General features: G+C 42.6%; 21 protein-coding genes. All 21 read left to right on the top strand.

Annotated features, from left to right (window positions below; all coding sequences use genetic code 11):
* The first annotated feature begins 3 nt into the window (after positions 1-3).
* The 21 genes from BN1067_RS15110 (at position 4) to BN1067_RS15010 (ending at position 18,324) form a co-directional block, all read left to right on the top strand.
* Positions 4-1,395, top strand: coding sequence for a flagellar hook-length control protein FliK (locus tag BN1067_RS15110; RefSeq protein WP_053219665.1), 1,392 nt, complete (start codon positions 4-6; stop codon positions 1,393-1,395).
* 9 nt (positions 1,396-1,404) lie between these two features.
* Positions 1,405-1,845 carry a flagellar hook assembly protein FlgD gene (gene flgD, locus BN1067_RS15105; RefSeq protein WP_053219664.1) on the top strand — a complete coding sequence of 147 codons (441 nt, stop codon included), beginning with the start codon at positions 1,405-1,407 and terminating at the stop codon, positions 1,843-1,845.
* Between the two features lie 14 nt (positions 1,846-1,859).
* On the top strand, positions 1,860-2,231 hold the full coding sequence (locus BN1067_RS15100) for a TIGR02530 family flagellar biosynthesis protein (protein ID WP_053219663.1): 372 nt from the start codon (positions 1,860-1,862) through the stop codon (positions 2,229-2,231).
* A 95-nt stretch (positions 2,232-2,326) separates the two neighbouring features.
* Positions 2,327-3,223: a flagellar basal body rod protein FlgG gene (gene flgG, locus BN1067_RS15095; RefSeq protein WP_053219750.1), complete on the top strand. Its 897-nt coding sequence runs from the start codon at positions 2,327-2,329 to the stop codon at positions 3,221-3,223.
* Positions 3,224-3,266: 43 nt separating this feature from the next.
* Complete coding sequence (locus tag BN1067_RS15090; protein WP_053219662.1) at positions 3,267-3,485, top strand: flagellar FlbD family protein; 219 nt, start codon at positions 3,267-3,269, stop codon at positions 3,483-3,485.
* 4 nt (positions 3,486-3,489) lie between these two features.
* Positions 3,490-3,900, top strand: coding sequence for a flagellar basal body-associated FliL family protein (locus tag BN1067_RS15085; RefSeq protein WP_234400712.1), 411 nt, complete (start codon positions 3,490-3,492; stop codon positions 3,898-3,900).
* 35 nt (positions 3,901-3,935) lie between these two features.
* Positions 3,936-4,934, top strand: coding sequence for a flagellar motor switch protein FliM (gene fliM / locus BN1067_RS15080; protein ID WP_053219660.1), 999 nt, complete (start codon positions 3,936-3,938; stop codon positions 4,932-4,934).
* The gene (gene fliY, locus BN1067_RS15075; protein WP_053219659.1) at positions 4,924-6,117 is read left to right on the top strand and encodes a flagellar motor switch phosphatase FliY; all 1,194 of its coding nucleotides are present in this window, start codon (positions 4,924-4,926) and stop codon (positions 6,115-6,117) included. The genes fliM and fliY overlap by 11 nt, the downstream gene beginning before the upstream one ends.
* 21 nt (positions 6,118-6,138) lie before the next feature.
* On the top strand, positions 6,139-6,501 hold the full coding sequence (locus BN1067_RS15070; protein WP_053219658.1) for a response regulator: 363 nt from the start codon (positions 6,139-6,141) through the stop codon (positions 6,499-6,501).
* Positions 6,502-6,517: 16 nt separating this feature from the next.
* Complete coding sequence (gene fliO, locus BN1067_RS15065; protein ID WP_053219657.1) at positions 6,518-7,192, top strand: flagellar biosynthetic protein FliO; 675 nt, start codon at positions 6,518-6,520, stop codon at positions 7,190-7,192.
* The gene (gene fliP / locus BN1067_RS15060; protein ID WP_053219656.1) at positions 7,185-7,850 is read left to right on the top strand and encodes a flagellar type III secretion system pore protein FliP; all 666 of its coding nucleotides are present in this window, start codon (positions 7,185-7,187) and stop codon (positions 7,848-7,850) included. Before fliO ends, fliP begins: the two co-directional genes overlap by 8 nt.
* Before the next feature lie 21 nt (positions 7,851-7,871).
* Entirely contained in the window at positions 7,872-8,141 is a 270-nt protein-coding gene (gene fliQ / locus BN1067_RS15055; RefSeq protein ID WP_053219655.1) for a flagellar biosynthesis protein FliQ, read from the top strand.
* Positions 8,142-8,145: 4 nt separating this feature from the next.
* A complete protein-coding gene (fliR, locus tag BN1067_RS15050; RefSeq protein ID WP_053219654.1) occupies positions 8,146-8,925 on the top strand; it encodes a flagellar biosynthetic protein FliR in 780 nt (259 codons plus the stop codon).
* Position 8,926: 1 nt separating this feature from the next.
* Entirely contained in the window at positions 8,927-10,015 is a 1,089-nt protein-coding gene (flhB, locus tag BN1067_RS15045; protein WP_053219749.1) for a flagellar biosynthesis protein FlhB, read from the top strand.
* Positions 10,016-10,032: 17 nt separating this feature from the next.
* Positions 10,033-12,066: a flagellar biosynthesis protein FlhA gene (flhA, locus tag BN1067_RS15040; protein ID WP_053219653.1), complete on the top strand. Its 2,034-nt coding sequence runs from the start codon at positions 10,033-10,035 to the stop codon at positions 12,064-12,066.
* Positions 12,063-13,190, top strand: a complete 1,128-nt coding sequence (flhF, locus tag BN1067_RS15035; protein WP_053219652.1) for a flagellar biosynthesis protein FlhF — start codon at positions 12,063-12,065, stop codon at positions 13,188-13,190. The genes flhA and flhF overlap by 4 nt, the downstream gene beginning before the upstream one ends.
* The gene (locus tag BN1067_RS15030) at positions 13,183-14,043 is read left to right on the top strand and encodes a MinD/ParA family protein (RefSeq protein ID WP_053219651.1); all 861 of its coding nucleotides are present in this window, start codon (positions 13,183-13,185) and stop codon (positions 14,041-14,043) included. Before flhF ends, BN1067_RS15030 begins: the two co-directional genes overlap by 8 nt.
* A gap of 5 nt (positions 14,044-14,048) precedes the next feature.
* On the top strand, positions 14,049-15,134 hold the full coding sequence (locus tag BN1067_RS15025) for a protein-glutamate methylesterase/protein-glutamine glutaminase (RefSeq protein WP_053219650.1): 1,086 nt from the start codon (positions 14,049-14,051) through the stop codon (positions 15,132-15,134).
* On the top strand, positions 15,121-17,163 hold the full coding sequence (locus BN1067_RS15020; RefSeq protein WP_053219649.1) for a chemotaxis protein CheA: 2,043 nt from the start codon (positions 15,121-15,123) through the stop codon (positions 17,161-17,163). Before BN1067_RS15025 ends, BN1067_RS15020 begins: the two co-directional genes overlap by 14 nt.
* 48 nt (positions 17,164-17,211) lie before the next feature.
* A complete protein-coding gene (locus BN1067_RS15015) occupies positions 17,212-17,682 on the top strand; it encodes a chemotaxis protein CheW (protein ID WP_053219648.1) in 471 nt (156 codons plus the stop codon).
* A 6-nt stretch (positions 17,683-17,688) separates the two neighbouring features.
* The gene (locus tag BN1067_RS15010; RefSeq protein WP_053219638.1) at positions 17,689-18,324 is read left to right on the top strand and encodes a chemotaxis protein CheC; all 636 of its coding nucleotides are present in this window, start codon (positions 17,689-17,691) and stop codon (positions 18,322-18,324) included.
* Positions 18,325-18,458: the final 134 nt, after the last annotated feature.

The following is an 18,458-nucleotide window of genomic DNA, read 5'->3' as shown; positions in this document are numbered from 1 at the left end:
ATCGTGAATAGTATCGGGTTACTTACCGTACGGCCAAACAAATCCTCCATTCAACAAGCTCCATCAGGAGAAGCAACGGTTGGGGATGGATTAAGAAGTGTTTTTAAGGACTTGATGAAGCAGGAAAACTTGGAAAAGCAACAGGATGAATCAGGTGTACAGGATAAAACTACCGAACTTCTTTCGACGTTGAAAGATTTGAACATTGATTTAACAGATGAAAATTTGAAAGAACTAGAAGCATTAACGCCAGAGTTGCAAGCTTTGTTTGCTGATATGCTCCAAAATGGAAAAGCGATGGAAGATTCTGTTGAAGGAAATCCAACAGAATTGATCACCGTATTGCTGCAAAGCATGAAGAACAGTGGTGGCATGGGGGAAGAAGCAGGTGGAGAAGGGTTGCCAGCTAACGCAGTGATGGCAAATTCCTCGGAAAAAATGACAGGCTACTTCCGAAATCAACAGGCTGTCTTGATGCAACAGGTCGAGGGGGATCTTCTTCCTGGTCACGCAGGGAATAAGGCTTTCCAGGTGATTTGGGAACAGGCGCAAAAGGTTCTCGCTGGAATTGAAGGAAACATTCCTACTACAGAGCAGGAAGCAACTCTAAAAAAATTACTTCAACAGTGGATTCATCAAGAAAAGTCAGCTGGAACAACGAATAACTCGCTTGCTGTTACAAGTGAACCTGGTTCTAAAGGGGAAACAAAGCTGCAAAACGTTTGGCAACAACTTGTATCCGCGTTTCGCAGTCGAGAAAACCTCTCTTCTCAAAAGCGCTATTCAGGTAATTCCACTGTGACGACGGCAGATATCGGTAAGTGGGTAAGACAAGCTTTGGCAAAGCAGGCGGAAGAAGGTTCACAGAAACAGCCAATAACGATGCAGCAGACTGCCTCTAGCATGCCGGTTTCGAAAATTGAGCAATATGTCGTCCATTTAAACCAAACAGGTAGTCAGGAAGCAAATCAAAAACAACTGACAGAAACCTTGCAAAAAGCAATTCTGGAAAGCAATTTTTTAAAAAGCAATGGAGCGAAAGAGCTTTCCCTAAAATTGCGTCCAGCCCAAATGGGAGAAGTAATGATAAAAATGACCCAGCTCAATGGGGAAATGACGGTCAAAATAACTGTTACAAGCCAAGCAGCCAAGGACTTACTCGAAGGGAACGTGCATCAGCTTAAACACATGTTTTCCCCGCAGCAAGTCGTAGTCGAAAAACAGGACGCACAATTCCTGCAACAGGATAACAATCGTCATGCAGGACAACAGAACAGCAGCAGTACGGATCAGTCTGATCAGGAAAGCGGCTTCCAAGATGAATCCAGAGAATCCTCAGAGGAGGAGACAGATGGAAAGAGTTTTGCTGAACTGCTCATGTATGAGAAAGTGTAGGTGATAAAAATGACAAAAATAGACAATTCCTATTATTTAAGTCAGCAGCCGCGTGGCACCACTAACCCAAATCTAGGGAAGGATGAGTTTTTGAAAATTTTGATGGCCCAGCTGCAGAACCAGGATCCGCTGAATCCGATGGAAGATAAGGAATTCGTTTCTCAAATGGCCAGCTTCTCCTCTTTGGAACAAATGACCAATATGGCAAGTTCCATGGATCGTTTAGTTGATTCCCAATCTATATCTCCTGTGCTTCAATACAGTCATTTAATCGGCAAAGAGGTTTCTTATAATAAATATGACGAAGAAACTGGCAAAGTAGCCGAAACACTGACAAGCGATGTAACTTCAGTCAGCCAAGAGAGTGGAAAGGCTGTATTGGAATTAAGCAATGGAGAGAAGATTTTTGCGGATGAAGTTTTAAAGGTAAGCGGCCCATCAACTGACTAAGAAGGGTGGTTAATATGAATCACCGGATACAACCTTTACAACATCCAATATCTTTAGTACCCCAACCGACAAAAATTGAAACATCCAAACAGCAAAAAAGTTTTAAAGAAACATTGTCGGGCGTACAAGGGTTGAAAGTTAGCAAACATGCAGAACAGCGCATGAATGAACGAAATATTACCATCGGCCGGGAGCAATGGCGGAAGATATCGACAAAAGTAGGAGAAGCCAAACAAAAAGGAATAACAGATTCATTGGTGTTAACAAATGATGCTGCTTTGTTGATAAGCACGAAAAACAATACCGTGGTTACTGCCATGGAGCGTTCCGAGGCCGGCAGCAGAATATTTACCAATATAAACGGAACCATCGTGATGGATAGTTAAGCTTTGGGCTGGACCCGAAAGGGAGGCCGCAATTTGCTGAATGATAGAGGCAAATTCTAGTGAAAGAAAAAATTTCTGAAAAGGATGTTGATCAAATGTTACGTTCTATGTATGCAGGAATATCAGGTATGAAGGGGTTTCAAACAAAATTAGACGTCATTGGTAATAATATAGCGAATGTGAATACCTCCGGTTTTAAAAAAGGACGAGTAACTTTCCAGGATATGATGAGTCAATCGATGTCCGCGGCAGAAGGCCCGGTTGTACAGGGAGGGGCCGCCATTCGAGGTGGTGTGAATCCTTCTCAAGTTGGGTTGGGCTCACAAGTAGGTTCCATCGATAACCTACATACTGTTGGGAACCTTCAGACAACCAACCGAAGTCTTGACTTAGCTTTGGAAGGGGACGGAATGTTCGTGTTAGGTGAAGATGCCAATGGTGATGAGAACTTTACATTTGGCGGCAATGAAATGACGTTCACCAGAGCCGGTAACTTCTACTTGGATGACGATGGTTACATTGTCAATTCGGATGGTAAATATTTGCTTGGCCAAACTGGAGCACCAGAGGATGATGGCGGATTAGGCAGAATCCAAATTCCAGAAGATGCGGAAAGCTTCAGTATTCAAAGTACTGGGGAAGTTACGTATGTAGACCCGCAAGATGGTGCCACAACTGCCGGTACCATCAGACTTGCTAAATTTTCAAACCCGGGTGGTCTGGAAAAACTGGGTTCAAACACTTATCAGATGACTGCTAACGCAGGGGTTTACACAGATGGCGATAACGCTTTTAATAGCATTGATGATTTAGTCATTCCTGGACAAGATGGAGGAGCTTCGGTCGTATCCGGCGCTTTGGAAATGTCCAATGTTGACCTCGCAGAAGAATTTACGGAGATGATTACAGCGCAAAGAGGCTTCCAGGCCAACACGAGAATCATCACCACATCAGATGAAATCCTTCAAGAACTGGTCAACCTGAAACGTTAACCAAAAGGGGGAATGGGGGCAGTAAACCGCCCCCTTCAATAAAATGATAAAGCTCACTAGATTAAATGGAGATACATTCAGTTTAAACGCTGTTTATATTGAACAGATTCAATCATTTCCTGATACGACCATTTCCCTAATCACGGGAAAAAAATTAGTTGTAAGAGAAACGGAGAATGAAGTAAACATGTTGATTCAAAAGTATTATCAAACCATTGGTTTGCAAGGCTGCGTAATAGAAGCCGGTGATTTGCATGAGTAGTAATATGATTAAATCCTTGGTTGTCATTCTGCTGGTGCTTGTCATTGGTGGTGCGGCAGGTATGGTATTCGTGTTGACCGCGGATGGAGAAGAAAATCAATCGGACGAGCAATCTTTGGATGAAATGGTTGAGTATTCCTTTCAAACTGAAGAGATGAGCACCGATTTAGAAGATGGGAGCTTTGTCCGGATTCAATTTCAAATTGTCGCAGATAGTGAAAAGGCAAAGGAAGAAGTGGAAAAACGGGAGTTCCAGACACAAAACATATTGATTAAAGAGCTGGCAAAAATGGATCGGGATGCATTTAAAGAAGGCTTATCTAATTTGGAATCGATTATGAAGGATAAATTAAACGAAGTAATGCATGAGGGAAAAATCGTCGATGTTTATACCATCCAAAAAGTATTACAATAAGCAGTTAGAAAGTCTCCAGATAGGAGGTGACGGATATGGCGCAGGAAGTACTTTCCCAAAATGAAATAGATGACCTTCTATCTGCTCTGTCTTCAGGAGAGATGGATGCAAGAACATTACAACAGGAACAACAAGAAAAAAAAGTAAGAGTATATGATTTTAAAAGAGCATTGCGTTTCTCGAAGGACCAAATACGAAGTCTTTCAAGAATACATGAAAACTTTGCCAGATTGTTAACTACCTATTTTTCTGCTCAACTGCGTACGTACGTGCAGATTTCGGTTGCCTCTGTCGACCAAATTCCCTACGAAGAATTTATCCGATCGATACCGAAAATGACTATTTTAAATATTTATAGTATGGCACCTTTAGAAGGAAGGCTTATTTTTGAATACAACCCGAATATTGCTTATGCCATGCTTGATCGACTTTTGGGCGGAAAAGGCAGCAGCTTAAATAAAGTGGAAAATTTAACTGAAATCGAAACGACGCTCATGTCGCAGTTGTTTGAGAATGCGCTGGAAAACTTACAAGAAGCGTGGAGTTCTGTCATTGATATCGATCCCATGCTGGAAGAATTTGAAGTCAACCCTCAATTTCTTCAGCTTGTGTCCCCGAATGAAACGGTGGTGGTCGTTTCACTGAATACCACCATTGGGGAGAGTAGCGGCATGATCAATATCTGTATCCCACATGTCGTTTTGGAACCGATTATTTCCAAGCTATCGGTCCATTATTGGATGCAGACGAATACAAAGGAAAGCAACCCAAAGGAATACGAGGATTTGGCACATACAATCAGTCGTGCTGAGGTGGATGTCAAAGCGATATTGGGAGAATCGACTATAAATGTTAATGAATTGCTGAACTTGAAAAATGGTGATCTTATTCACTTAAATCAGGCGATCGATCAGCCAATGACATTGAATGTAGATGAACAGCCCAAGTTCTATGTGCAGCCTGGTAAACAGAAAAATAAAATGGCTGTTCAAGTCTTAAAGGAAATACAAGGGGGGAACGACAATGATGAATGACGACATGCTGTCCCAAGAGGAAATAGATGCTCTCTTAAAGAGTACAGATGATAACGAACCAGCCGAAGATACACAGGAGAATACGGTTCAAAATCCCCCGGTGGACGACTATTTAAATTCAGTCGAAAAAGATGCTTTGGGAGAAATCGGTAATATATCTTTTGGCAGCTCGGCAACAACTCTTTCCACGTTGTTGAATCAGAAGGTGGAGATTACAACCCCCACCATTTCTGTCATTCACAGGGAGAACTTACGCGATGAGTTTCCCCAGCCTTATGTTGGCGTGGAAGTAGAATATACAGAAGGATTTTCAGGGGTTAATTTGTTTGTCATCCAATCCAGAGATGCAGCTATCATCGCTGATCTTATGCTAGGCGGAGACGGACAAGCCCCTTCTGAGGAATTAAACGATATCCACCTAAGCGCGGTACAAGAAGCAATGAATCAAATGATGGGTACCGCTGCAACCAGTATGTCTACGGTCTTTACCAAACGTGTAGATATCTCACCACCTGCTATAAGCATGCTTGACATAGAGGCCGATCGAGGAACAAAACCGATAGATTCCGATATTCTTGTTAAGGTTTCTTTCCAATTGCAGATCGGTAACTTAATAGATTCAAACATTATGCAGCTCTTGCCGATCCATTTTGCCAAAGAACTAGTTGATCAGTTGTTGAATCCTCCATCGGAAAACAATCAGGCAGAGGAGCCGATACAGCAGGAACAGCCAGCTGCGAAGGCAGTTGAGACAAATCAACCATCTCGTTCAGAAGCGAATCATAATTTGCAGGCACATGCAGGGAATTCTGCCAGCAATAATCAGGAGCCTAGTTATATAGGAAACGCGGCCGGCAAAGCATCTGATGTCCAGCAAGCGGAATTTTCCAGTTTTGAACAAACGGAATTACCAGCCAAAGAACAGCGTAACCTCGATATTCTGATGGACATCCCGCTGAAAGTGACAGTAGAATTAGGTCGTACAAAACGATCCGTACAGGAAATCCTCGAGCTGTCATCAGGTTCGATTATTGAGCTGGATAAACTTGCCGGGGAACCAGTAGACATCAATGTCAATGATAAATTGATTGCAAAAGGCGAAGTCGTGGTCATTGATGAAAATTTCGGCGTTCGGGTGACGGATATTGTAAGCCCGAGAGACCGTATAAAAAAATTGAACTAGATTTTGAGAGGGGTAATATAAATGGGACAGACAGTATTGATTGTAGATGATGCAGCTTTCATGCGAATGATGATCAAGGACATTCTAAGCAAAAACGGATTTGAAGTAGTAGGGGAAGCACCAGACGGGGCTCAGGCTGTCGAAAAATATAAGGAACTTACTCCTGACCTAGTAACGATGGATATTACGATGCCTGAGATGGATGGCATTGCTGCCTTGAAGGAAATCAAGCAAATCAATAACGATGCAAAAGTAATTATGTGCTCGGCAATGGGTCAGCAAGCGATGGTTATCGATGCTATACAGGCGGGCGCGAAAGATTTTATCGTCAAACCGTTTCAGGCAGACAGGGTAATTGAAGCAATTCAAAAAGTATTAGACTGATAATAAGTGGTGAAAAATGTTGAAAAAACTTAGTATGCTGGCATTTGTCTTCCTTGCACTTTGGTTTCCGCTCACGGTAGCGGCAGCTCCAAGTGTGAATGACTGCATAGGAAAGCAGAGTGAGGAATGTACGCCAGATTCTGGCTCAACGACCGACAATGACAGTGAAAGCGAAGGCAGTCAGGAAAATCAATTAGAACCGGCGGATGAATCTTCTTCAGGATTGTTCTTTTACTTTGTCCGGTTAATCCTAGCTCTTGGATTGGTATTAGCATTGATATACTTCTTGCTGAAGTTTTTAAATCGAAAAAATAAAATGTTCCAAAAAGTGAGGGCGATGGAAAACATTGGCGGAATCTCGCTGGGACAGCAAAAATCGCTGCAAATCGTCCGCATAGGAGACAGACTATATGTGGTAGGGGTCGGCGACAATGTTGAATTATTATCGGAAATAACCGATGAAGCAACCAGGGAAGAATTGCTTCATGCTGAAGGAGAAGCAACTGATTTCAATCCAGTCAATTTCCTGACTTCGGTTATCACAACTGGCAAAAATGCCGCTTCTAAAACCGATGGGGAAAAGCAGCAGCATTTTTCAACAATGTTCCAGCAAGAGCTGAACAAGCTGAAAAAAGGAAGAAAACGATTGATTGAAAGCCGACAGAACAAGGATGAAGATAGCAATGAATGAATTTATAGAGGTGTTTTCCGGTTCAGATCCAGGAAGTATTTCGACTTCCGTTCGACTGATTTTACTATTGACAGTCTTTTCGCTGGCGCCAAGTATATTAATTTTGATGACTTGTTTCACCAGGATTATTATTGTTCTGTCGTTTGTCAGAACGTCATTAGCTACTCAGCAAATGCCGCCCAATCAAGTACTTATTGGGCTGGCGCTGTTTTTGACATTTTTCATTATGGCACCGACATTCCAGGAGATTAACGAAGAAGCCCTCTCTCCTTTGATGAATGAAGAGATATCATTGGATGAAGCCTATGAAAATGCCAGTCTACCAATCAAAGATTTTATGGCAGGCCATACACGACAGAAAGATTTGGCATTGTTTATGAATTACTCACAAATGGAGCAGCCGGAAACCATTCAGGACATTCCACTTACAACGATTGTTCCTGCTTTCGCGATAAGCGAATTGAAAACAGCTTTCCAAATGGGATTCATGATTTTCGTGCCATTTCTTGTGATCGATATGGCAGTAGCAAGTGTTCTTATGTCCATGGGAATGATGATGCTTCCTCCGGTTATGATCTCTTTGCCATTTAAAATTCTGCTGTTTGTCCTGGTGGATGGCTGGTACTTGATCACCCATTCCTTGTTAAGCGGATTTTAATGATGAAAGGAGAAAGATCTTATGAGCGGTGATTTTGTCATCTCCCTGGCTCAGCAAGGGATTTACACAATTTTAATGGTAACAGGTCCATTACTGATTTTAGCGCTTGTTGTCGGGCTTTTAGTCAGTATTTTTCAGGCAACGACCCAAATTCAAGAGCAAACACTTGCTTTTATTCCGAAGATTGTCGCTGTCCTTGTAGGGCTTGTATTTTTCGGACCCTGGATGCTGACAAGAATGGTAGAATTTGCAGCAAATATCTTTCAGAATTTAAACCAGTTTGTAGGTTGACCAGATGCTTGAATCAATCAATTTATCCAGTTTACCTGCCTTTTTGCTGATTCTTGTCAGGGTGACTTCTTTTTTTGTCACTGTGCCGATTTTTTCCTATAAAAACATTCCGAATCATTTCAAAATCGGTTGCAGTTTTTTCCTGGCTTGGATTATGTATTATACGATTTCGATACCTGAAATTGTATTAGACGAAACCTTCATTTTATTGGTTTTTAAAGAAGCCATTGTAGGACTTTTCCTTGGACTGATTGCCTACATGATTCTGGCCGCTTTGCAAGTAGCAGGCGGATTTATCGATTTTCAAATGGGATTTGCCATCGCCAATGTTATTGATCCGCAGACAGGTGCACAGAGTCCGTTGACTGGACAGTATTTTTATACGATTGCTCTTTTATTTCTTCTAGTGGTGAATGGTCACCATTTATTGATAGATGGCATCTTTTACAGTTATCAAACAGTTCCGCTCGATGCTTTTATCCCTTTTGGAAACGAGGCATTTAGCGAACTGATTACGCAGACAATGAGCAGAATGTTCTTGATCGCTTTTCAAATGGCGATTCCGGTGGTCGGCTGTTTATTCTTAGTGGACGTTGCATTGGGTATCATCGCCCGTACCGTGCCACAGTTGAATGTATTTGTCGTTGGACTTCCATTGAAAATTCTCGTCAGTTTTATCGTTCTTTTACCTTTTCTCGGATTGTATGCGGGATTGGTGAAAAATTTATTTGGAATAACACTTCAAACCATGCGCAGTCTTTTGGAAATATTCGGAGGTGCTTAAACTGGAATTATCTCTCGATTTGCAATTTTTCGCTGGCGAAAAAACAGAAAAAGCAACCCCGAAAAAGCGGCAGGACTCTAGAAAAAAAGGGCAAGTTGCCAAGAGTCAGGATGTAAATACAGCAATTTTGTTGTTTTTCGTCTTTCTACTTTTTATTGTACTTGGCGGTTATTTGAAAGACATTATGTTGGAAATGTACCAGCATTCGTTTACAGAGTATATTAATTGGGAGGTTACTGAAACCTCTGTCCATCAGGTATTCCTGGAATCGACCATAGAGATGAGTAAAGCTGTTGCTCCTATCATGGGAATCGCAATCGTAGCAGGCCTTGCATCGAATTTTATGCAAATCGGTTTTTTGTTCACGGGAGAACCATTAAAACCCAAACTGAATAAAATCAATCCTCTTCAAGGGGCCAAAAAGATTTTTTCGGCCCGGGCATTGGTGGAACTGGTAAAGTCATTATTGAAGATTTTCTTTATCGGGATGATCACTTTTTCTATTTTATGGATGAACAAAGATGAAATGATGCAGCTCGCCGCCAAAGATGTGGACAGTTCGCTCGCATTTTTCGGCAATACAACCATCACGATGGGGATAGCGGCTTCCATTGCACTGCTAATTATTGCCGTGATTGATTACGCTTATCAAAAATACGATTTTGAAAAAAGTATCCGGATGTCGAAAAATGATATCAAGGATGAACATAAAAATATTGAAGGTAATCCTTTGATTAAATCAAAAATAAAAGAAAAACAGCGGCAGATGGCGATGAGGAGAATGATGAGTGAAATACCTCAGGCTGATGTAGTCATCACGAATCCTACCCACTATGCTGTCGCGATAAAATATGATGAAACAAAAGCAGATGCTCCTTATGTGGTAGCAAAAGGAGTAGATTATGTAGCCTTCCGGATCAGGGAAATCGCGAAGGCAAATGAAGTAATGATGGTAGAAAACCGGCCTTTGGCGCGCGGATTATATAATGAAATCGAAATCGGCGACATCATCAGTGAAGATTTTTTCCAAGCGGTAGCTGAAGTGCTGGCTTATGTATATAAAATTGGACACAATGCCTCAAGTAAGTGATTTAAGGAGAGAGTTACATGGCAATCAGAGATTTATCGGTTTTATTAGGCGTTATTTTAATCATTATTATGTTGGTCATCCCTTTGCCAGGATGGCTGTTAAGTGTTTTCATTCTATGCAATATATCCTTAGCGCTTATTGTCATATTGGTGTCCATGAATACAACAGAGGCATTGCAGTTCTCGATTTTTCCTTCTCTATTGCTGTTGATGACGCTTTTCCGTCTGGGATTGAACGTTTCGACAACAAGATCGATCCTTTCAAAGGCAGAAGCAGGAGGGGTAGTAGAAACGTTTGGTACTTTTGTAATCGGGGATAACCCTTTAGTAGGTTTTGTCGTCTTTGCTATTTTGGTGATTATCCAGTTTCTTGTCATCACAAAAGGAGCAGAACGGGTCTCCGAAGTAGCAGCCAGATTTACTCTCGATGCCATGCCTGGTAAACAGATGAGCATTGATGCCGACTTGAATGCCGGGATGATCTCCGAGCAGCAAGCCAAGGAGCGCCGGGAAAAAATTGAGAACGAAGCAGATTTTTATGGGGCAATGGATGGTGCCAGCAAATTCGTTAAAGGAGACGCGATTGCAGGAATCATCATCGTCCTGATTAATATCATATTCGGTTTGATTATCGGTATGGTACAGATGGATATGAGCTTCCAGGAAGCCATCACCACATATATGCAGTTGACAGTAGGGGATGGATTGGTAAGTCAAATTCCGGCACTCTTGATTGCTACTGCTACTGGAATTGTCGTTACCCGTGTGGCTTCTGAAGGGAATTTGGGGACGGATGTAACCACTCAACTATTCCGTTATCCTAAATTGTTGTATATCGCAGCAGGTACGATTTTCTTTCTTGGTTTGACACCGATCAATTTCTTACTGACAACCATGATAGCGGGGGTTCTTTTGTTTGGAGCTTATTGGCTGGGCAAGGAATTGGAACAGCCGGATTTGCCTACTGTCGAAGAGGAAGAAGAAGCAGAGACTGATCACATGAAATCTCCGGAAAATGTCGTTCAGCTGTTGAGCATGGATCCAATTGAATTTGAATTTGGCTATGCACTGATTCCGCTGGCTGATACGAGCCAAGGTGGAGATTTGCTTGACAGGGTTGTCATGATTCGAAGACAGCTGGCTATAGAGTTGGGAGTGGTTATCCCTGTAGTCAGGATAAGAGATAATATCCAGTTGAATCCAAATGAATATCGTTTAAAGGTAAAAGGTAATGAAGTTGCCAGAGGAGAGCTGCTGCTTGATCACTATCTGGCAATGAGTCCAGGAATCGATGACGATTCTATCGAAGGAATCGATACACAGGAGCCTGCATTCGGATTACCGGCAAAGTGGATAAGTGAAGAACTGAAAGATGAGGCAGAATTATCGGGGTATACGGTAGTAGATCCGCCGTCTGTCGTTTCTACGCACATCACAGAGGTTATCAAACAACATGCCCACTTGCTGCTTGGAAGACAAGAAACGAAACAGCTTATCGACCATTTGAAGGAAAGCTATCCGATTTTGGTCGAAGAGGTCACCCCGGAACCATTGTCAACAGGAGATATCCAAAAAGTTTTGGCAAAGCTGTTACGAGAAAATGTTTCCATCAGAAATCTGCCAATCATTTTTGAAACACTTGCTGATTTCGGGAAGATGACCAGTGATACAGAATTGTTGGCTGAGTATGCGAGACAGTCGCTTGCCTCGCAAATTACCAGGCAATATGTGGGTGAGGAAGGGAAACTGCGCGTGATAACTGTATCCAATGAAGTGGAACAGGTACTGGCTGAAAATGTTCAGCAAACAGAACATGGCAGTTATTTATCGTTAGACCCGGAAACACAGCAGATCATGATTCGGTCTGTAACCGAACAGGTAGAACAAGCTTCACTTCGGGAAGAAACACCGATCATTCTTTGTGCACCATCTATCAGAATGTATTTGAAACAATTGCTGGACCGTTATTTTCCGCAAGTTATTGTTCTATCTTACAATGAATTGGAACCAAACCTTGAGATTCAAAGTATTGGGGTGGTGAACGTAGCATGAAGGTGAAAAAATTTACAGCGCCTACTATGCCGGAAGTCATGCAGAAAGTCCGCAAAGAGCTTGGAGCCGATGCAGTCATTCTCCATTCAAAGGTAATCCATACGGGCGGGTTGTTGGGGTTGTTTAAAAAAAGGAACATAGAAGTGGTTGCTGCTTTGGATAAACAACAAGAAAAACAGAAAAAGGACAGCAAGCTGGAGGTTAAACCGTCTCGTGATAGCATAAAAACAAAAGAGATGGAAGCCGAACAGCCAAAAATAGACCAGAGCCTGGTGCAGGAACTGAGAGATTTGAAAAGTCTTATCGAATTAAATAGCAATACAGGGAATCAGCCTGTATATCCAGCGGCCTACCAATTGTTTTACCAGCATTTGCTTTCTCAAGGAATGGCACAAGAAACGGCAGAAAAATTGGTTTCCGGTATGCATGAACACCGTCCCGATGCTGCGAGGAACTCATTCGTGGATGTTTTGGCAGAGGAATTGGATCGAATGTTCCCCCCTGATGCTTTTGAAGGAATTAACTATGATAAAAAATTCGTGCACTTTGTAGGACCGACTGGTGTTGGTAAAACAACAACCATCGCCAAGATAGCGGCTAGCAGTGTGTTAAAAGATAACAAGAGAGTTGCATTTATCACGACCGATACTTATCGAATAGCAGCGATTGACCAGTTGAAAACCTATTCCAAAATACTGGATATACCAATGGAAATTGCTTACACCTTGGATGACTACCGTTCGGCACGGGAAAAATTCAAAGAATTTGACCTTGTCCTGGTAGATACAGCCGGGAGGAATTTCAGAGATAAGCGATATGTAAAAGAATTAGCTGAGATCATTGATTTAAATCAGGATATCGATACGTACCTTGTTTTGTCATTAGCTGCGAAAAGTGCTGACTTATTGGAAATTTACCGGCAGTTTGAATCGGTACCCATCAAGCAGTTGGTTTTTACAAAGAAAGACGAAACAGCGAGTTATGGAGCGATGGCCGACCTGACGATGGCCTCCGGGAAAGGGATTGCCTATTTAACTACAGGTCAGGATGTGCCGGACGATATCGAGTCCGTCGACGTCAAAAAACTTGCTGGATGGATAGCTGGTGGATTTGCCGATGAATGATCAGGCTGCAAATTTACGTCGCAAAGTCGAAGCAAAGCTGAACCCGATACAGGCAAAAACCATAGCGGTTGTAAGTGGAAAAGGAGGAGTCGGAAAATCCAATTTCGCTTTAAATTTCTGTCTTTCTCTGGCAAAGCGGCAAAAGAAAGTATTGCTATTTGATCTCGACATCGGCATGGGAAATATCGATGTGCTTTTAGGCAGAAGCAGCAAGTATTCCATTGTTGATATGTTTGAAAAGCAATTGCCGATCCAGGATGTGATGGAAACAGTGTCGGATTCGTTCGCTTACATTTCCGCTGGATCAGGTCTGACTGATATTTTTTCCTGGAATGATGGACAATTTCATTATTTTGTTCATCAATATGAAAAGCTTACTGATTTATTCGATTTTATCATTTTCGATATGGGGGCAGGAATTACAGAGGGAAGCGCCAATTTTTTGCTTGCAGCAGATGAAGCAATCGTTGTCACCACACCAGAGCCAACTTCTCTGACAGATGCTTATGCCATGATTAAGCATATTACCAGGAAAGATCAAGAGTTACCGTTGTATTTACTGATAAACCGGATTCCAAATGAACGTATCGGCAAACAAACAGCAGCCCGTCTTCAACGCGTGGCCGGTCAATTTTTGGGAAAAGAATTGATCCTCCTAGGGATGTTGCCGGATGATAAAGCGGTAGTAAAGGCTGTGATTAATCAAACTCCTTTTGTTGAGAAACAACCGAGAACGCCTGCCGCCAAGGCTGTCATGGAGACGGCCGATGTGTTTCTTGGTTGTGGTATACCTGAGGTCTGGAAAACTTCTTCCTTTATTAAAAAGCTTTCACATTTCATCAAAGAGAGGTAGTTAACATGAAACCGATACGGGTAATGGTGGTAGACGACTCAGCATTCATGAGAAAAATGATAGGAGATATATTGCATTCCGATTCCCGGCTCCAAGTAGCGGGAACGGCCCGTAACGGGCAGGATGCATTGGACAAACTACCTAAGTTGGACATTGATGTCATAACCATGGATATAGAGATGCCGGTTTTGGATGGGATCAGCACGTTAAAGCGCATCATGGAAAAGCAGGCGGTACCAGTGGTGATGCTTTCCAGTCTTACCACACGAGGGGCCGACAGTACGATGGAAGCCATGGATATCGGAGCGGTAGACTTTATCGCTAAACCTTCTGGTTCCATCTCTTTGGATATAAATAATGTCAAAGACGAAATCATCGATAAAGTAATCCATGCTGCAGGGGTAAAAGTAAACGATACAACAACCAGACAACTTGCGACTCGGGCATTGCCTCCACGACCCATAGAGCTTCCGAAGAAGCAATCGCTGAAAAAAATAGTGGCGATTGGAACATCGACTGGAGGACCCAAAGCATTGCATGAGGTACTGACACGTCTTCCGGGCAATTTTCCTGCACCGATTGTAATCGTTCAGCATATGCCGCCTAACTTTACAAGGTCGCTTGCTAACAGATTGGACTCCTTATCTGAACTGCATATAAAGGAAGCGGAAAACGGGGAAGTGTTGCAAAATGGTACTGCTTATATAGCTCCTGGCGGTTTTCATTTGCGGGTGAGACAAATCGGCAGGGCGCTAGCAGCTCATGTAACCGAAGAAGCCCCGATAAAAGGACATCGTCCCTCTGTCGATATTTTGTTCGAATCTTTGGCAAACCAAACGCTATGCCAAACAGTCTCGGTCGTGATGACAGGCATGGGAGCAGATGGGGCAGCAGGTGTAATTCAGATGAAAAAAGCGGATTCGAATGCGGTTGTAATCGCTGAATCACAAAACAGTTCAGTGGTTTATGGAATGCCCCAAGCGGCAGTGAAAACCGGTTACGTAGATTTGGTAAAAGATCTTGGGGACATCAGCAACGTTTTGATAGACCAATTTTTGGCTAATGGGGGAATCAATTATGGAAACGAATGAATATCTAGAGGTATTTATAGACGAAAGCAAAGAACATATCCAATCCTTGAATGATCATTTGCTTGAACTTGAAAAAAACCCGACCGATTTGACGATGGTAAGCGAAATCTTTCGGTCTGCCCATACGTTGAAGGGGATGTCTGCGACAATGGGTTATCAGGATTTGGCTGATTTAACGCATAAGATGGAAAATGTCCTTGACGCTGTGCGAAATCATCAGTTAAATGTGACGACAGAAATTTTAGATGTGGTTTTCGAAGCTGTCGATTCACTGGAGGAAATGGTAATGGACATCGCTTCTGGAGGTCAAGGTAGTAAAGACGTCGCATCTTTGGTTGAACAGTTGAATGCCATCGAACGAGGAGAGACATTTCAGGAAAACACAGGAAGCACTTCTTCATCTTCTTCAGAACCTGACAGCCCTATCCAATCAAATTTGGCTTCGACTATCGATGAATTTGAAAGAACGGTACTGCGGGAATCAGCCGATCAGGGATATCAAAATTTGGAATTACATATCACGTTACGAGAAGATTGTCTGCTTAAGGCAGCAAGAGTATTCATGGTGTTTGAAATCCTCGAACAATCAGGGGAGGTAATCAAATCACTACCGACCGTACAAGATCTGGAGGATGAAAAATTTGAACAATTTTTCTCCGTTCTGCTAGTGACCAAAGAAAGCCCTGATGAATTAGAGAAGAAAGTCATGAAAGTTTCAGAGATTGAGACAGTTACGGTGCATACTTTTACTGCCGAAGAACAAACAAATCGTGCGGGATCTTCTGTAAACAATCAAGCGTCTTCTTCTGAACAGGGGAATACAGCAGTAGCAGAAGCCCCCGCAAAGTCAGAAATGGAAACAGCGAAAAAGGCCCCAGTCAGCACTAAGACCATCAGAGTGAATATCGACCGACTGGATGCGTTGATGAATTTATTCGAAGAGCTGGTTATTGACCGCGGTCGTCTGGAGCAAATTGCAGACAGTTTAAAGCATGCAGAATTACAAGAAACCGTCGAGCGGATGACCAGAATATCGGGTGACTTGCAAAACATCATTCTAAACATGCGTATGGTGCCGATCGACCAAGTATTCAACAGGTTCCCTAGAATGGTTCGACAGCTGGCGAAGGATTTAGGAAAACAAATCCACCTGGAAATTGAAGGGGCAGAAACAGAACTGGATCGTACGGTAATCGACGAAATTGGCGATCCGCTTGTTCACTTGATTCGAAATGCTCTCGACCACGGGGTCGAGCTGCCGGAAGTAAGGGAGCAAAAAGGAAAGCCGAGGGAAGGTTCATTAAAGCTCAATGCCTATCACAGCGGCAATCATGTCTTTATCGAAATTAGCGATGACGGAGCTGGGATCAACCGCGAGAAAGTCATAAACAAAGCGATTTCCAATGGTGTGGTTTCAAGTGAGCAGGCAGATGCCTTAACGGAAAGACAAGTGTATCAATTAATCATGGAAAGCGGTTTTTCAACTGCTGATAAAATTTCCGACGTCTCAGGACGAGGAGTAGGACTGGATGTCGTCAAGAATACGATTGAATCTTTAGGCGGAAACATTACCATCGATTCAGAGCTTGACAAGGGCTCGGTATTTTCCATCCAACTGCCGCTGACACTATCGATTATTTCTGTGATGCTGGTAGAAATAAAAGAAGAAAAGTATGCCGTGCCTTTGTCCTCGATTATCGAGACAGCTGTCATTAAGAAATCGAATATCATGTCTGCCCATAATAAAAAAGTGATTGACTTCCGTGGGAAGGTTGTCCCGTTAATCGATCTACAAGACGTTTTTGAAGTGCCGGGTGAAAAACTTGATGAAGAGTACTGCTCCGTTGTCATCATCCGAAAAGGCGAAAAAATGGCCGGACTTATTGTTGACACATTCATCGGGCAGCAGGAGGTAGTGTTGAAATCGCTTGGCAATTACTTGACGGATGTATTTGCCATTTCCGGGGCTACCATCTTAGGAGACGGCCAAGTAGCACTGATAATCGATAGTAACTCACTAATTATGTAGACAAGTAGAACATTTCGAGAATAAAACCAAAATCAAGGAGGGCATAGCATGCCACAAGAAAACAATCAGGATATTAAGGCCATTATATTTCAATTGAATGAAGAGGAATTTGCCATACCTGTGAATCAAGTAAGCTCCATCGAACGGATGCAGCATATTACCAGAGTACCTCAGACAGAATCTTTTGTGAAAGGTGTAATCAACTTGCGAGGCGTGGTGACACCTATCATCGATTTACGCAGACGGTTTGGATTAGACGAAGCCGAATTTACAGATAGCACCCGGATGATCATTGTCTATATGGATGAAATGGAAGTAGGATTGATCGTGGATGCAGCTTATGATGTAATCGATATACCTAAGGAAGCGGTCGAGCCTGCCCCGGAAGTAGTAGGCGCTGTTGACGTGGATTATATAGAAGGGGTTGCTAAACTGGAAGATCGATTGCTCATATTATTGAACTTGAATAATGTATTAACCGATGAAGAAGTTCAGACTTTGAAGACTGTAGAAGGATAATTTCCGATGTCTTTTATCGAAAAGCTATCAACTTATCAACTTGATACGTTAAAAGAAATCGGCAATATCGGGGCAGGGAATGCAGCAACAGCTTTGTCAAAGCTGCTTAACCGGAAAATTGAGATGCAGACGCCATCCGTTAGGATCGCCAGTTTTGATGAAACGATGGAAATAGTAGGAGGGGCAGAAAAAGTTATTGTTTCTGTTTTCCTGCGCATTGAAGGAGAAGCCCCTGGCAGTATGTTTTACTTGTTGTCTCCTGAGCAAGCAGAGCGATTTGTCCATCATATTACCGGTAGTGATGATTTCTCTTTTGCAAATCCTCCTTATCCAGAAATGGGGTTATCGATATTGCATGAAATTGGCAACATACTTTCCGGTTCCTATTTGACCGCCTTGTCTGATTTCACGCAGCTGAACATGCAGCCATCGGTTCCGTCCTTGTCGATGGATATGGCCGGGGCGATTATTTCGGAAGGGCTGATAGAACTATCGCGGGAAAGTGATTATGCCATCATAATCGATACGATGATACAGGTACCAGAAAGTGAAACAGAGGAAATAGAAGGGCATTTCTTTTTGCTTCCTGATCCGGAATCATTTGAAAAAATTTTTACGGTTTTGGGAGTAAATGATCAATGAATGCGACCAATCAAATTGTAAAAGTAGGCATTGCGGATTTGAAAATTGCCAGTGCGCCAGATTCCCTTCGGACTACCGGACTAGGGTCTTGTGTAGGGGTAGTCATCTATGACCCTTCACAAAGAATGGCGGGG

Origin of the sequence: Virgibacillus senegalensis (assembly GCF_000821245.2) — a bacterium.
Taxonomy (GTDB): Bacteria; Bacillota; Bacilli; order Bacillales; family Amphibacillaceae; genus Sediminibacillus; species Sediminibacillus senegalensis.
The sequence above is the reverse complement of the archived record's forward strand: the minus strand, read 5'-3'. Positions and strand labels throughout refer to the sequence as shown.

Coding starts and splice junctions, on each gene's coding strand:
- BN1067_RS15070 (WP_053219658.1), top strand. CDS start 6,139: ATGGGACAGACAGTATTGATTGTAGATGATGCAGCTTTCATGCGAATG.
- BN1067_RS15020 (WP_053219649.1), top strand. CDS start 15,121: ATGGAAACGAATGAATATCTAGAGGTATTTATAGACGAAAGCAAAGAA.
- BN1067_RS15010 (WP_053219638.1), top strand. CDS start 17,689: ATGTCTTTTATCGAAAAGCTATCAACTTATCAACTTGATACGTTAAAA.
- fliY (WP_053219659.1), top strand. CDS start 4,924: ATGATGAATGACGACATGCTGTCCCAAGAGGAAATAGATGCTCTCTTA.
- flhF (WP_053219652.1), top strand. CDS start 12,063: ATGAAGGTGAAAAAATTTACAGCGCCTACTATGCCGGAAGTCATGCAG.
- BN1067_RS15100 (WP_053219663.1), top strand. CDS start 1,860: ATGAATCACCGGATACAACCTTTACAACATCCAATATCTTTAGTACCC.
- fliQ (WP_053219655.1), top strand. CDS start 7,872: ATGAGCGGTGATTTTGTCATCTCCCTGGCTCAGCAAGGGATTTACACA.
- flgG (WP_053219750.1), top strand. CDS start 2,327: ATGTTACGTTCTATGTATGCAGGAATATCAGGTATGAAGGGGTTTCAA.
- fliP (WP_053219656.1), top strand. CDS start 7,185: ATGAATGAATTTATAGAGGTGTTTTCCGGTTCAGATCCAGGAAGTATT.
- flgD (WP_053219664.1), top strand. CDS start 1,405: ATGACAAAAATAGACAATTCCTATTATTTAAGTCAGCAGCCGCGTGGC.
- BN1067_RS15090 (WP_053219662.1), top strand. CDS start 3,267: ATGATAAAGCTCACTAGATTAAATGGAGATACATTCAGTTTAAACGCT.
- BN1067_RS15085 (WP_234400712.1), top strand. CDS start 3,490: ATGATTAAATCCTTGGTTGTCATTCTGCTGGTGCTTGTCATTGGTGGT.
- BN1067_RS15030 (WP_053219651.1), top strand. CDS start 13,183: ATGAATGATCAGGCTGCAAATTTACGTCGCAAAGTCGAAGCAAAGCTG.
- flhA (WP_053219653.1), top strand. CDS start 10,033: ATGGCAATCAGAGATTTATCGGTTTTATTAGGCGTTATTTTAATCATT.
- BN1067_RS15015 (WP_053219648.1), top strand. CDS start 17,212: ATGCCACAAGAAAACAATCAGGATATTAAGGCCATTATATTTCAATTG.
- BN1067_RS15025 (WP_053219650.1), top strand. CDS start 14,049: ATGAAACCGATACGGGTAATGGTGGTAGACGACTCAGCATTCATGAGA.
- fliO (WP_053219657.1), top strand. CDS start 6,518: ATGTTGAAAAAACTTAGTATGCTGGCATTTGTCTTCCTTGCACTTTGG.
- fliR (WP_053219654.1), top strand. CDS start 8,146: ATGCTTGAATCAATCAATTTATCCAGTTTACCTGCCTTTTTGCTGATT.
- fliM (WP_053219660.1), top strand. CDS start 3,936: ATGGCGCAGGAAGTACTTTCCCAAAATGAAATAGATGACCTTCTATCT.